Origin of the sequence: Tolypothrix sp. PCC 7601 (assembly GCF_025677855.1) — a bacterium.
In the GTDB taxonomy this organism is placed as follows: domain Bacteria; phylum Cyanobacteriota; class Cyanobacteriia; order Cyanobacteriales; family Nostocaceae; genus Aulosira; species Aulosira diplosiphon.
Window position 1 is genome coordinate 7,210,663 of sequence record NZ_CP064879.1, and the last position, 14,339, is coordinate 7,225,001.

At 41.3% G+C, this 14,339-nt stretch carries 11 protein-coding genes; 6 read left to right on the top strand and 5 right to left on the bottom strand.

Translation table 11 applies throughout. The annotated features are described in order from the left end of the window. Window positions 1-1,530, top strand: coding sequence for a M16 family metallopeptidase (locus HG267_RS29245; protein ID WP_045871183.1), 1,530 nt, complete (start codon window positions 1-3; stop codon window positions 1,528-1,530). A 945-nt stretch (window positions 1,531-2,475) separates the two neighbouring features. Here the strand turns inward: HG267_RS29245 and HG267_RS29250 are convergent. The 3 genes from HG267_RS29250 to HG267_RS29260 form a co-directional block, all read right to left on the bottom strand. Next, window positions 2,476-3,486 carry an aspartate carbamoyltransferase catalytic subunit gene (locus tag HG267_RS29250; protein WP_045871184.1) on the bottom strand — a complete coding sequence of 337 codons (1,011 nt, stop codon included), beginning with the start codon at window positions 3,484-3,486 and terminating at the stop codon, window positions 2,476-2,478. Window positions 3,487-3,785: 299 nt separating this feature from the next. Then, a complete protein-coding gene (mgtE, locus tag HG267_RS29255; RefSeq protein WP_045871185.1) occupies window positions 3,786-5,138 on the bottom strand; it encodes a magnesium transporter in 1,353 nt (450 codons plus the stop codon). A gap of 970 nt (window positions 5,139-6,108) precedes the next feature. After that, window positions 6,109-9,243 (bottom strand): CHAT domain-containing protein, encoded by a 3,135-nt coding sequence (locus tag HG267_RS29260; RefSeq protein ID WP_045871186.1) that lies wholly within the window; start codon window positions 9,241-9,243, stop codon window positions 6,109-6,111. 18 nt (window positions 9,244-9,261) lie between these two features. Here HG267_RS29260 and HG267_RS29265 point away from each other — a divergent pair, with 18 nt between their 5' ends. The 5 genes from HG267_RS29265 to aroF all read left to right on the top strand — a co-directional run bounded on the left by HG267_RS29265 (window position 9,262) and on the right by aroF (window position 12,377). Further along, window positions 9,262-9,519, top strand: coding sequence for a hypothetical protein (locus tag HG267_RS29265; protein ID WP_045871187.1), 258 nt, complete (start codon window positions 9,262-9,264; stop codon window positions 9,517-9,519). 125 nt (window positions 9,520-9,644) lie between these two features. Beyond that, window positions 9,645-9,932 carry a hypothetical protein gene (locus HG267_RS29270; protein ID WP_045871188.1) on the top strand — a complete coding sequence of 96 codons (288 nt, stop codon included), beginning with the start codon at window positions 9,645-9,647 and terminating at the stop codon, window positions 9,930-9,932. A gap of 216 nt (window positions 9,933-10,148) precedes the next feature. Next, on the top strand, window positions 10,149-10,418 hold the full coding sequence (gene rpsO, locus HG267_RS29275; RefSeq protein WP_045871189.1) for a 30S ribosomal protein S15: 270 nt from the start codon (window positions 10,149-10,151) through the stop codon (window positions 10,416-10,418). An 11-nt stretch (window positions 10,419-10,429) separates the two neighbouring features. Next, entirely contained in the window at window positions 10,430-10,900 is a 471-nt protein-coding gene (locus HG267_RS29280; RefSeq protein ID WP_045871190.1) for a PAM68 family protein, read from the top strand. Between the two features lie 418 nt (window positions 10,901-11,318). Continuing rightward, on the top strand, window positions 11,319-12,377 hold the full coding sequence (gene aroF, locus HG267_RS29285; protein ID WP_045871191.1) for a 3-deoxy-7-phosphoheptulonate synthase: 1,059 nt from the start codon (window positions 11,319-11,321) through the stop codon (window positions 12,375-12,377). Between the two features lie 110 nt (window positions 12,378-12,487). Here aroF and HG267_RS29290 read toward each other — a convergent pair whose 3' ends face one another. After that, complete coding sequence (locus HG267_RS29290; protein ID WP_045871192.1) at window positions 12,488-13,114, bottom strand: PadR family transcriptional regulator; 627 nt, start codon at window positions 13,112-13,114, stop codon at window positions 12,488-12,490. Between the two features lie 170 nt (window positions 13,115-13,284). Then, on the bottom strand, window positions 13,285-13,818 hold the full coding sequence (locus tag HG267_RS29295) for a PadR family transcriptional regulator (protein WP_045871193.1): 534 nt from the start codon (window positions 13,816-13,818) through the stop codon (window positions 13,285-13,287). Window positions 13,819-14,339 lie beyond the last annotated feature (521 nt).

Here is a 14,339-nt window from a genome sequence, read left to right on the forward strand (position 1 = left end):
ATGAAGAAAAATATACATAGGTATCAGGTAAAGGGTAAAAAACAAGTGGCGTTCAAAATCCCAAATGGTAAGAAGTTTATTTCTGCTGTGGTAATTGCTTTTGCCTTTGTACTTTTTACTTTTAACTTTTCTCAGGCGGCGACAGCAGCAGCCAAGCATTACACAGAGTTGCAGCTACCGCCATTACCGGAGATTAAGTTACCCAAGTATGAACGCTTTGTACTGCAAAATGGCATGGTTGTCTATTTAATGGAGGATCACGAGTTACCATTAGTAGGCGGTACAGCTTTGGTACGCACAGGAAGCCGCTTAGAACCTGCAGATAAAGTTGGCTTGGCTGACTTTACAGGTGAAGTCATGCGAACTGGGGGAACCAAGAAGCATTCAGGTGATGAACTCAACGAATTGTTGGAACAACGCGCCGCTTCGGTAGAAACTGGAATTGGTGACACTTCCGGTAGTGCTAGCTTTGAAGCACTGACGGAAGATTTAGAAACGGTGTTTGGCTTATTTACTGAGGTGTTGCGAGAACCAGTATTTGCTCAAGAAAAGTTAGATTTGGCGAAAACCCAGGAGAAGGGTAGTATTGCTCGCCGCAATGATAATCCCAATTCTATAGCTAGTCGGGAATTTCGCAAATTAATCTATGGGAAAGATAGCCCTTATGCTCGCACCACAGAGTATGCAACTATCGATAAGATTTCCCGTGAGGATTTGGTGAAATTTTATCAGCAATATTTCTACCCCAACAATATAATTTTGGGGATTCTGGGCGATTTTGATGCCAAAAAAATGCGATCGCTCATTCAAGCAAAATTAGGCGATTGGAAACCAAACCCCAACCTAGCTAAACCCCAATTACCGCAAGTATCCCAAGCGAATACTAACGGCGTATTTTTTGTCAATCAGCCGCAATTAACCCAAAGTAATATTTACATTGGGCATTTGGGAGGAAAGCTAGACAGTGTAGACTATCCAGCCTTAGATGTAGTCAATGGGGTATTAAATGGCTTTGGCGGACGCTTATTTAATGAAGTGCGATCGCGTCAAGGTTTAGCTTATTCAGTATACGGTCAATGGAGTCCCCGTTACGATTATCCCGGAGTTTTTATTGCCGGAGGACAAACGCGATCGCAAACTACTGTGCAGTTCGTGAAATCTCTACAAACTGAAATTAAACGTCTGCAAACTCAAAGAGTCACCCCACAAGAACTGGCTTATGCTAAAGAGTCTACCCTCAATTCTTTCGTGTTCAATTTTGAAGATCCCAACCAAACTATTTCGCGGTTGATGCGATATGAATATTACGGCTATCCTAAGGATTTCTTATTTAACTATCAAAAAGCAGTAGCAGCCGCAACCGCCGCCGATGTACAACGAGTAGCAAGAAAATACCTCCAACCAGAAAATTTGGTAACTCTGGTGGTGGGAAATCAAACTGCTATTCAACCGCCATTGACACAGTTAGCAACGCAAGTAACGCCTATTGATGTAACAATTCCTCCTGCACAACCACAAGCCAAAAATTAGTAATTATAACTTTGCTGTCATAAGTTATAGTCATATTTTTTCTAGAGACGCGTTTGCTCGTGTCTCTTTTTTATCAGGAATTTTCAATTAAAAGAAAATGATAAAAAAATGAATTTATAGGGTGTTTCTCACTACTCCTTTAGGATTGCTATATGAGGGATAAAAAGATTTTTCCAATCTTTGCATAGATGCTACAATCCCCACTAATGAGCCGGGAATAATAGCACAGGTATTTTGATACCAATTTAAAAAAAGAATGCGACAGATGGTAGGGGCAAGGCACTGCCCATACGTGTCAACTTAAGCTAAAAGCGATATAGGGCTGGCGTTGTACAAAAACTTTCGCCCTCATCCCCTAACCCCTTCTCCCCCAGGAGAAGGGGAATTAAATCTCTTGCTCCCCTCTCCCGGCGGGAGAGGGGTTGGGGGTGAGGGCGAAAACCTAGCTACAAAGCGGGTTTCACGTTAAGTTGACACCAATGGGCACTGCCTTGCCCTCTAGAATATATTGATGTGCCGCAAAAACTATTTAAATTGGTATCAGATAAATAGACTAGTACAAGTCGGCGCAATACTTGTCGGTTAAGGGTAAAAGGGGAAGGGGAAAAAGGGCAAGAAAAAACCTTTAACCCTTCCCCTTTAACCTTTTCCCCAAACCCAATTCCGAGTTGAAAATCCTTAACCGAGCAGTATTGCAAGTCGGCGTAAATAGCGCAAAGTTGGCGGTGTCGGTTTCCGTCCCGCCAAACTTTGTAAGAGAAACAGACCATCTGTAATTTCTAAAAGGCTTGTGGTATAAGTATTCTTTCTTTTTACTTTTTACTTTTTACTTTTGCCTTGTCGTACTAGGGCTGGCTGAAAAGTTTCATGTTGAGAATCGGTTTGTTAACCTTTCCCCTTTCCCCTATCTTCAGCCCCTACTCAGCGTTTTGGGGTAACCACTAATCACACTTTGCCACTACCAATTAAATACAGCAATGCCATCCGCACCGCCACACCACTGGTAACTTGCGCTTGAATTAGGCTAAATTCTGGATCGTCCATTAAGTCAGAACTAATCTCTACACCACGATTGACGGGGCCTGGATGCAAGACTTTGACATTTGGCTTACAAAGTCGCAGCTTCTCACGTGTAATACCAAATAACTGGTGATATTCTCGTAAACTGGGCAACAAATGAGCCGTCATGCGTTCCTTTTGCAGACGCAATGTCATCACAAAATCAGCATCACGTAAAGCAGGTTCTAGCTGCCAATGTAAAAATAATTGCCGATTAGATATTGATTCCTGTGTTGCTTCTTCCGCGAAATACTCAGCAAATAACTTTGGTAGCAGGGTGGGTGGTGCGGCTAAATGCACCTCGGCACCACTAGCGGTTAAACTGCTAATATTCGATCGCGCTACACGAGAATGCAGAATATCGCCAACGATCGCAATTTTTTTACCTTTTAATAATTCGATCCGGGGATTAGTGGGGTCAATTAAAGTACAAATAGTAAATAAGTCTAGTAGTCCTTGGGAAGGATGCTCGTGCTGACCATCGCCAGCATTCAGTACACTAACTTTGACACCTAAACGATCCATTTCCTGCGCGATCGCATTGGGTACGCCTGCTTCCCGATGGCGAATCACCATAATATCAGTACCCATCGCCAAATAGGTCTTCGCAGTATCGAGAATTGTTTCTCCCTTCGTCATTGAAGAAGTTGCAGCCGCAAAGTTCAGTGTGTCTGCACTCAGACGTTTAGCAGCAATTTCAAAACTACTACGAGTGCGGGTAGAGGGTTCAAAAAATAAATTCGCCACCACGTGTCCCTGCAATGTTGGCACTTTCTTCGTCCGTCTTGATAGCACTTCTTGGAAACTAGCAGCAGTTTGCAAAACAGCGTCGTATTCAGTCGGTAAAAAGTCTGTTAGGGAAAGAATGTGATGACGGTTCCAAGTTGTACTAGGCATAAATATTTATTTATTTTCAATGTAGAGACACAATCTTAGTAATTCTCTACAGCTTTTAATTTACATAATGCAGAGGTAATGATACCAGATGTCTAGGGGGATTGGGGATTGGGGATTGGGGATTGGGGACTGGGGACTGGGGACTGGGGACTGGGGATTGGGGACTGGGGACTGGGGATGAGGGAGATGAGGGGGATGAGGAGAGAATGACAAATTAGCAATTAGCAATTACCAATTACCAATTACCCATTACCAAAGCAAAAAAAGAGGGGTTGTTCAACCCCCAAAGTTGCTTTGATTTAACTCGGTAAGTGTAAGACGTTCAATGCTACAGAAATTAGTGAGAGGAAGGTGAGGAAGCCAATAGTATCTAACATTGTGGTGACTAATGGGCCACTGACGAGGGCTGGATCTAGCTTTAAGCGCTTTAAACCCATAGGGAGTAAAGTCCCTAATGTTACAGCTACCATCGTATTGCTTGCCATTACCATCCCTGCAACTAAAGCTACCCATCTTTCTTGAGGACGCGCCCAAATTAACGACAGCATAATCATCGTCAGACATAAAGCTAATGCTGTACCTAATCCAGCAATAAGTTCTTTACGGAGGATTTTTAGAGTATCTTTAGGTGTGACTTCGCCTACACCCAAGCCTCGGATGGTGACTGTTAAGGCTTGAATACCGACAGTCCCACCAGTATTAGAAAAGATGGGCATAATTACCGCTAATACTGGTACTGCAGCAATTATAGATTGGAAAGGCGCGATCGCACTGGCTGCACCAATATAAAGCCCCATAATTCCTAATAGCCAAGGTAGGCGGTTGCGGATGGTAAGTAGAGGGGAAGACAAAGCTGCTTCATCACCACTAACACCGGCGAGTTTTTGAATGTCTTCTGTGGCTTCTTCCTCCAAAATATCAACCACATCATCAATAGTGATAATGCCGACTAATCTATCTTCCCTGTCAACTACCGGGATGGCGATTAAGTCGTATCGCTTCATGATTTGGGCGACTTCTTCTTGGGGGGTTTCCGTTCTGACTTTGATGACGCGATCGCTAGCTATATCTCTAATCAAAACATCAGGAAAAGTAAATAACAATTGCCGCAGTGAAACTACTCTCACCAATGTCCGGTTATCATCTGTCACGTAAGCGTAGTAAATTGTCTCTTTATCTTCGTCCTGACGACGGATTTTGCTGAGGGCTTCACCGACAGTTAATCCTTCCCGCAACCGCACATATTCTGTTGTCATCACACGCCCAGCTGTACCTTCGGAATAGCCAAGAATTGTAGCTGTGGCTTGTCTTTGTTCTGGACTTAATTCTTGTAATAAACGCTTAATTACTCCTGCTGGTAATTCATCAAATAATTCTGCCCGTTCATCGGGACTCATCGCCTCTACAATTTGGACAACTTGTACATCATGAAGAGAATTAATTAATTCTTCTTGTACCTCTGTGGGTAGATATTCAAATACATCAATTGCTTGTGCTTTATTGAGCAGACGAAATGCGATCGCTCTTTGATTTGTTGGTAATTTGGAAATATATTCGCCAACGTCTACCGGTTGTAAATGGTTTAAATCCCATTTGAGTTGGTTTAAGTCGGCGACATCAATCATTGAATCGCGCATCTCTTGTGTCAGCATAGATTCCTCCTAATCTCATAGTCTCCTCCGCGCTAGGAGACTATGTCGCCAGCTCAGAGGAGGTTGATACTACCGTCTTGTGGACTCTGGTCCATAACTTTCAACAATTCACTCTCGATATCCAATCAGGCATCGCTAAGTCATAATACTAACCCGGAACACTGTTATCCGAAATAGATGCAGAAGTTCAGTATGCGGAGTTTATAGCATCCACATAAGTACGTAACTCTTTGCCCTGATTTTTCTTTTGATAAGAGTAGATTCTACTACTGTTACAACCTGTGTCAAGCGCTTCAGAGAAATTACTAGCTAAATTCACACAGTTAAAATATTTACTACTTTTGTAGTAGTGTAGATTATGGATGCGAAACCATATCTTGTGTAATTGTACTGAAGATTGACACCCTTATGTAGTTGAGTATTTCTGATATTGCTAGTAATACCACTTCTGTGCAAAATTTCACTTCTGCCTGAGGAAGCAACTATCAAGCTGTTAATACAATTAAAGCGTAAATTGCAGAATATATCTGCTAAAAAATTAGCAGTTTCTCAATACACCTATCTGAATAACTTCTCAATAAAAAGAAAAATCAATCGCTTTGGCAAGTAGGGGAAGCAGGGGAAGCAGTCCCAATGAAACAAGTTTCACCACCAAGGATGAAAGTCTCAACGGGATTTTTACTCAGTATTTAGCACTTTCAAGTCAGAGGAGGAAGAATACAATTATGGTCTTTGCTCAGAAAAATGAATAATTTAATTTCTGGAAGTACCTGAGGTATAATTCCGCGATACTCAAGGGTAATTTAAGAAGTTATTTGGGTGACAAAATATTTACTAGGAATTATATAAGAACAAGGCACAGAGGGAATATGCCATTTTTATAAAATCTGATCAAACCCCGGTGCTATTCCTAGTCTCAAAATGATACATTAATTTTTCAAAAGAGAGCTTTCCTAATTTCAGATTTACCTTATTTAGACTCGCCAATTAAAGTAAATGCTGCCCAATTTATGGGGTGAGGATGCTTTTTCATGGCGTTTAACATAGCGGTTCGCAATGCAACGGCTTTATCGGGATGTTGCTGCCATTGTTGATAAAATTCAGTCATTAATTCTGATGTCGGTGAATCAGGAACTGACCATAATGAGACAATCACACTCGAAGCACCGGCGGTAATTAACGAACGAGATAAGCCAATCACACCATCACCAGTAATTGTACCTCTGCCAGTGTCACAAGCACTCAAAACTACTAATTCGGCGTTGATGGGTAAATTGACAATTTCTGCTGGCGTAAGTAAACCGTCATCACTACCAGCAGGTGCCAGGGCAATACCAGTTTCTATACCTTTGCTAGTATCATCTAACAAGCCATGTGTGGCGAGGTGAATCACCTTGGCGGAGGATAGTTTTTGTGTGAAAGCTGCTTTAGTCGCATCCTCACCGATAATCGCTTTGGTGTTGAGGAGACTAGCAATTGTTTTTGCTTCCTGTTCCGCACCTAATAATGGTTCAAGTTGTACAGGCGGAACTCCTACTTTTGGCATTGTGGGATTACCAATGACTAATATATCTTTTCCTGTCAGCTTTTGTCTTTGTTTTCTTGTCAGTTCTAATACCTGAATTGCTGGTGCGGTGAGAATAGTATGTTTTTCAATTAAATATTGATTATTTTTGTCTTGTAGTGCTGCAAACGGAACTAAAAACAGCGATTTATGGGGAATAAAAATTACCCGTTCGTTAGGGTTAGTTGGCAAATGAGACGCAATAGGTGCAATTAAAATTTGATAGAGTTCTTGTAAGTTTTGTTGTTGTAGAGGTTCACCGATAGGTTCGATTTTAATTCCTCTGCCACCTGCACCTATAGATCTACGGCTTTGATTGACAATATCTACCAGAGATTGATTGAGGGATTGAAAATTTACTGATTTAAAAGCAATTTCACCATTAGGTTTAACTACCCAAATATATATTTCTGAATTATCCCATGCTTTTTTATTACCTTTTTGCGGAGAATTTGACAGAGAATATTCTACAATTGTGGCATTTTGTGCTTGAGCAATCTGCTTAATTTTAGCAATTGTGGGAATCTCAGCCGTTATTTTACTACTCGACTGTGTTGATAAACGCGAAGTTAATAAATTCACAAATGCTCGAGCACGACTGCGTTCAGCAACTTCTAAAGCTTCATCAATTTTGTTTTGAGCAATTAAAACTCTTTGTAAAAGGCTATAGGTTTGAGCTTGGGTTTCAAAAATTGAAATTTGACTTTTATCTGTTAAATCAAGGCGAATAGATTCATAGACTTTGATGGACTCATATAAAGCCACAGTCGCTTCCGGTAACTTCCCAGCCGCATAACTGGTGATACCCAGCTGATTAAACATCAGTGCTTCATCAAATTTTTGTTGAGCTTTTCTAGCAGATAAAGCAGCTTGTCTGTAAAAATTAATTGCTAAATCATATTTTTGCAGATTTTCGTAAAATATTCCTACTTTAAAAAAGATATATTGTTGAAATTGGGGATATTCTTGTGATAATGTAATAGCTTGTTGATAGTATTCCCAAGCGCGATCGCTCTCTTGCAATTTGGCATAAGCATCACCAATTTGCGCCAAAGCCAAAGCTTCCATTTCCGGTTTACCTAATGCTTGAGCCTCATTTAATTTTTGCAGCGCTGCTGCTAATTCTGGCGAAGTTTTAGGAGGGTTTGATTTATTTTTATCAGTTAAAGATTTGACATTAGGAGAAATTTCCGCACAAGCTCGCTGAGATTCTGCAGATTGTCCTAAATTTTTATAAGCCAAACACATCATGGCATAACTAAATTTAATTCCTTGATTGAGTTGTTGCTTGGCTAAATCAACCGCAACCTTTTTAGAAGTATCGGTAATTTGTTCAACTTGCTTAAGAGATGATTGTAAAATTTCTAAAGCATCTTGATAAGATTGGATAGCTTGGTCATATTTACCAGTATCAGAGTAAATATTGCCAATATTTGCGATCAATAATCCTTGCTCCTGATTTTTTTCTACTATTTCTAAAGGAGAACTAGCTGGGATTGATTTAGCAATCACCAAAGCTTGCTGATAATATTTCAATGCTGACTCTGGTTGACGCAAACCTTTATAAACTTCACCCAACTTAGATAAAGTATCGCGCAATTTAATTGGAGATTTTTGCTCGGTTTGGAAAATTTGTAGCGCTTGCTGGAGTGGTTCTACAGCTTCCTTGTACTTACTCTTGGCATTGTACATATTACCCAGCCCCAACAGTGCTTGTGCAAGTTGACGGCGATCGCCTGTTTGTTTGGCAATTGTGCTAGCTTGTTGATAAGTTGCGATCGCTTGCTCAAAAGCTGCGCCTGGTACTTGACTCTCAACTACACCCTTGTAAACACCGCTAATATAATAATTCCTCGCCAGCGCAATCAAAATATCCGTTTCCTGCTGGCGTAGAAGTCGCTGAGTATCTGGAGAATTACCAGGCTGTTTGCGTAGCGCTGCTACAGCTTGTTCTAAATAATCAATCGCCTTGGGAAGGTTAACATTAGTGTAGGTATAGCCGAGATTTTCTAACGTGCTAGCTTCTCTATGCAAATCCTGAATTTGGCGGGCTATGACCAATGCTTTTTCATAGTATGCGATCGCTTGAGTAAAATCCCCTAAAGCACGATAATTATTTCCTAGATTATTCAGCGCTCTTGCCGTTAAATCCCTATCTTTGGTAGCTTGAGCGATTTCTAAAGCTTGTTGTTGATAGCTAATTGCTTGATTGAAATCATTCAAATCGTAATAGACATTGCCAATTCCTTTGAGCGTCCTACCTTCACCTGGACGATACTGAATTTGACGGTAAATTTTCAAAGCCTGCTGAAAACTTTGTAACGCTGCTTGCGATTGATATTTATCCAGCAGTTCTTCACCCCGTTGGAGTAGCTTATCAGCCTCAGTTCTGCGCGCATCTGAACCTTGTGCTAATACCTGTGAAGCTCCCAATGGCTCAATTAACAATCCTCCCAAGGGCAACGTCAGGTAAAATACCAAAGAAGCCAGCGTCAGACTTTGTAGACGGTAACTCAGGGAGCGGTGAAAATGACAACGCATAACTAGAGTACTGATAGTATGGGAAGATTTTCTTATATATATCTCCCATCATTCAAAGCTTATGCAAATATTAGTGAACACCACGGAATATTTTTGTCTTTCTTGATTGCAACACAATCCCTTGAGGGACTTCCAAATAAAAAATATACTATCGCTTTCTTGGCAGGGAGCAGGGAGCAGGGAGCAGGGAGCAGGGAGCAGGGGGAGAATAAAAATATTCTCGGACTATATTTGGATAATTTATTTTCTGGAAGTCCTAACTTTATTGATAGCTAAAGACTCATACCCATTACCCATTACCCATTACCCATTCCCCATTACCCATTCCCCATTACCCATTCCCCATTACCCATTCCCCATTACCACAAAAACTCTTGAACTAAAAGCCCTCAAGCAAATTTATGATATCAACGCAAGTATTAAAAGTCATTGAAGAAGCAATTACCAAACCGCCAATTCCCCACGAACCTTATAAGCAGTCTTTGAAAGCATGGGCGATGTATTGCTTAAGAGATAGAGGTTTTAAAGTAGTTTATGCTCAAAATGCCGATTTCGCCATTGAACCGAAGAATAAAGAGAAGCTGTATTTTAAAGTGACAAATAATGCCGATGATGTAGATAATTCTTGTAGCTGGATAGTTTGGGATAGTACAGCCAAAAGCGCTAGCGTCATTCCTTTGCAATCTTAAGAACAGAGAAATACCAAATTTTTTTGCGTCAAAACAACAGACTTCAAGACTTCCAACTAAAAATCTACTATCTCTGTCTGGTTAAAAAACTTACTCAGCACTCACCACTCACCACTCACCACTTCTCCCGTAAAGTTGATTCACCCCACAGCTTGAGGGCTGTGATATTATTAGAGACTGCTGCATAAATTTAGAAAACTAGAAATTACATCGATCATGGCTCTGACGCAACAGCGCAAACAAGAACTCATTTCGAGCTATCAAGTTCACGAAACCGATACCGGCTCTGCCGATGTCCAAATTGCGATGCTTACTGAGCGCATCAACCGCCTCAGCGAACATTTGCAAGCAAATAAAAAAGACCATTCTTCCCGCAGAGGATTGTTAAAGTTGATTGGTCATCGTAAGCGTCTGCTTTCCTATGTACAAGCGGAAAGCCGGGAAAAATATCAAGCTTTAATTGCTCGTCTGGGAATTCGTGGTTAAGGATACCGCTTATGTCTGCTGAAGAATCGGAACGTAGCCGCTTACCTTTTGAACCGAACAAAAAGAACCCAAAACCAGCCAAAGCTAAGAGTCAACCACCAGCACAGCCAAAAGCATCTCAGGGAAAGACAAGCAAGCAGCCACCTTTTAACAAAGAGGAAATGGCAATCCCAAAAGTTGTTAGCCAACGGATGATTCGACGAGTAGCCGCGTTTTGCGGTATACCTACAGCTTTGGGAATTGCTACTTTGATAGTCAGCTATTTGCTGGCTATCTATACCGACATCAAACTACCTCCCATTGCTGTGTTATTGGTCAACATGGGATTGTTTGGTATAGGGGTATTAGGGATAACCTATGGTGTACTCTCTGCCTCTTGGGATGAAGACAGAGTAGGCAGTTGGCTGGGTATTGGAGAGTTCGGCACCAATTGGGGACGTATGGTGGCAGTTTGGCGCGAAACTCGGCAAAATAAGGTTTGATATTTTAGCGCTCAGGTATCAGCAAACTGTAATGTTGGGTAAATTTTATAGTAGATGTTGAAGTTGAGATTACGTAACTTCAACATTACTAATTAAAAATTTATGATTTTTTTTAACCCCAATATTCAGCCACAGAACCACTGAGCGCTATATTTTTTAGATAAATATTTTGTGATTTTGTGCTTAACCGTTAAATATCAAAAGGTTACGCCCCTAAGAGTATGTTTATACAAAACTATATAAGTAGGATGTATTACAGCACTGAAAAGATAAGGAATCTATAGTAAATATAAATTCTGCTGTCATACATCTTTGTTTACAGGAATCGTTTACACCGCATTTGTATCAATTCTATAAACTGAGTTTAATCACTCTAGATTTTGTTAACAGACAACTCAAGTCATTAGGGAATTTAATCATGATTGTGGTAATGAAAGTTGGTTCCCCAGAAGCAGAAATTAATCGGATTAACGATGAATTAACTAGCTGGGGACTGACTCCAGAAAAAATTGTTGGTAAGCATAAAGTAGTTATTGGTTTAGTCGGTGAGACTGTTGACTTAGACCCCTTGCAAATTCAGGAAGTTAGCCCTTGGATTGAGCAAGTTTTGCGGGTAGAGTTACCCTATAAACGTGCTAGTCGTCAGTATCGTCATGGGGAAGCTTCTGAGGTTGTAGTCAACACTCCTGATGGCCCAGTGGTGTTTGGCGAACAACACCCTGTAGTAGTGGTTGCTGGCCCCTGCTCCGTAGAAAATGAAGACATGATTATTGAGACAGCCCAGCGCGTGAAAGCCTCTGGAGCCAAATTTTTGCGCGGTGGTGCATACAAACCCCGCACTTCACCTTATGCTTTCCAAGGACACGGCGAGAGTGCTTTGGAATTATTAGCAAAGGCTAGAGAAGTTAGCGGTTTAGGCGTAATTACAGAAGTAATGGACGCTGCTGACCTGGATAAAATCGCAGAGGTTGCGGATATGATCCAGGTAGGCGCAAGAAATATGCAGAATTTTTCCCTACTCAAAAAAGTAGGAGCGCAATCAAAACCTGTGCTATTAAAGCGGGGTATGGCAGCTACTATTGAAGATTGGTTAATGGCTGCTGAGTATGTTTTGGCGGCGGGAAATCCGAATGTAGTTTTATGTGAACGCGGAATTCGTACTTTTGACCGCCAGTATACTCGCAATACCCTAGATTTATCAGTAGTACCAGTTTTACGGAAGCTAACTCACCTACCAATTATGATTGACCCCAGTCATGGTACAGGTTGGTCGGAGTTTGTTCCTTCTATGGCAATGGCCGCGATCGCAGCTGGATCTGATTCTCTCATGATTGAGGTTCACCCCAACCCGAAAAAAGCTATGTCAGATGGGCCGCAATCTCTCACACCAGATGCTTTCGACCGCTTAATGCAAGAATTAGGCGTTATTGGTAAGGCTGTAGGACGCTGGGAGTCTGCTGCGGTTGCGTTGGCGTAGTGGGTGGGGATTGGGGACTGGGGATTGGGGATTGGGTAATGGGTAATGGGGGAGAAATAAACTACCTTTTGACCCTTAACCCTTGACCTTTGACCCTTGACCAATTTCGCTTATTTTTCGGCTAAAATTGCGTAAATTTCGCGTTTGGCGTTTTCTAAGAGTTCGCGTACTCGCTTCATACGCTCTACATTACCGCTGCGCGCAACTTGTACCACAGCACCAGCTAGTTCTGTGGCGGCATTTCGCAGCTCGATAAACTCCTGAGGTTTACCTGACATAAAGCTTTTGAAGACATCCCAGGGAGAGTCTGAGGTTTCCTGCTGGGTACGTTCTGCTAAGAGTTGTCTACCTTCATCGGTAATTGTATAAATTCGCTTACCGCCTTCTTGAGAACTCCGCAAATACCCACCTTCTTCGAGCATTTGGAGTGTGGGATAAACTGAGCCAGGGCTGAGTTTACGAAACCCTCCATAGCGGCTTTCCATCTCTTTAATCAGGTCGTAACCATGACTAGGATGCTCGGATAACAATTCCAGCAGGATGAATTTAATATCACCTCGACGAGTTCGGTATTCTTCTTTCCAAGCACCACCAAACATTTCATTGCCAAAGTGCTGCTCGTGATGTCTATCGTGATGCTTGCGATGCTGGAAGTGAGAACTGACAAAGCTGAGGTCATCATCACTGGCTCCAGCCCATGCATGTACTGGAAAACGGGAACGAAAGTGTCTAAACATAAATAAATTTCCAATCAACTTTCTCTACTATACGATATATCGGAATATATCGCGATATATCGGAATAGAATTTGTGTGAATTTTTATTGCTTATTGGATGTATTAGAGAAAATTAGAGTAAGAAGAAAATAATATGAATAAGATAAAGCTAAGTGGGCTAAATATTCTAATTAAGAACTTTTAATGGCTTCAATAGCTGTTTTTAGCCAATCTATATAAGTTTTTTCTCTTTGAGTTACTAAGTCTAGAACCAGCCGTTGCATAATTTGCTCACGGTTTGCACAATCTTCTAGCTCTGGTAGTTGAATATTGTTACAGTCAGCTAGTTTTTTGCTGCGTGCAGCTAGCTGCTGTTCTAGCAATTTAATGATGGCTGGATTTGGTAATTGTGCAGCAAAAAATAATTGCACTAGAAACGGTTCTCGTACTGTTGGTACAGGCTGATGACATTGCAGCCACCTGAGTAATTCGGCTTTTCCCTCTTCCGTTAAAGAATATACCTTGCGATTAGGGCGATCGCTCTGAATTTCAACACAACAAGTAGTCCAACCCTGCTCAACTAATTTATCCAGGGTTCTGTAAATCTGTGCCTGATCTGCGGGCCATAAGTGAGCAACACATTGATCGAAACAAGTGTTTTTCAGGTCGTAACCTGTCATTTCTTGTTGCTCAAGCAGTCCTAAAATGGTGTGTGCTAATGACATGGACGGTTTTCCGAATATTAAGTAGTGAAAGTTCTCTATGTGACTTTTTATATAATCTTATGCTAATATAAGACTAATCATATATAAGAGCTATAAAGACATTATTTCTACCTCACGCAGTTACTAAAAAACCACACAGGCACAGAGAAAAAATGAGGGTAAGCGTAGGTAAAAAATGTGAAAACTCGGTTTTAGCGTGAACATAGAATTTATTACCTAAGTTAGACCAATTCTCTAAACTTCGGCAACTGATTTAAACTCACAAAGCCAGATAAAATCTAACTTTAAAATGGGCATAGGGCATGGGGCATGGGGCATAGGGGAGGCAGTGCGTTGCGCGGGTTTCCCGCGTTGTAGCAACTGCCGTCATGGGAAAGACAGATTTTCATACTTGGTTGTGCCACAACCTGGCGTAAATGGCTGATTTGATTAATTACAGACTAAGAGTTGGTATGGAAAATAGTTTCATGGACTGCGAGTACAGACGAAGGCAATAGAAAAGCAGAAACATAGCATCCCCA

Excerpts from the sequence above, each read along its gene's own strand:
- HG267_RS29245 (WP_045871183.1), top strand. The coding sequence starts at position 1 with ATGAAGAAAAATATACATAGGTATCAGGTAAAGGGTAAAAAACAAGTG.
- HG267_RS29250 (WP_045871184.1), bottom strand. The coding sequence starts at position 3,486 with ATGCCTAGTACAACTTGGAACCGTCATCACATTCTTTCCCTAACAGAC.
- mgtE (WP_045871185.1), bottom strand. The coding sequence starts at position 5,138 with ATGCTGACACAAGAGATGCGCGATTCAATGATTGATGTCGCCGACTTA.
- HG267_RS29260 (WP_045871186.1), bottom strand. The coding sequence starts at position 9,243 with ATGCGTTGTCATTTTCACCGCTCCCTGAGTTACCGTCTACAAAGTCTG.
- HG267_RS29265 (WP_045871187.1), top strand. The coding sequence starts at position 9,262 with ATGGGAAGATTTTCTTATATATATCTCCCATCATTCAAAGCTTATGCA.
- HG267_RS29270 (WP_045871188.1), top strand. The coding sequence starts at position 9,645 with ATGATATCAACGCAAGTATTAAAAGTCATTGAAGAAGCAATTACCAAA.
- rpsO (WP_045871189.1), top strand. The coding sequence starts at position 10,149 with ATGGCTCTGACGCAACAGCGCAAACAAGAACTCATTTCGAGCTATCAA.
- HG267_RS29280 (WP_045871190.1), top strand. The coding sequence starts at position 10,430 with ATGTCTGCTGAAGAATCGGAACGTAGCCGCTTACCTTTTGAACCGAAC.
- aroF (WP_045871191.1), top strand. The coding sequence starts at position 11,319 with ATGATTGTGGTAATGAAAGTTGGTTCCCCAGAAGCAGAAATTAATCGG.
- HG267_RS29290 (WP_045871192.1), bottom strand. The coding sequence starts at position 13,114 with ATGTTTAGACACTTTCGTTCCCGTTTTCCAGTACATGCATGGGCTGGA.
- HG267_RS29295 (WP_045871193.1), bottom strand. The coding sequence starts at position 13,818 with ATGTCATTAGCACACACCATTTTAGGACTGCTTGAGCAACAAGAAATG.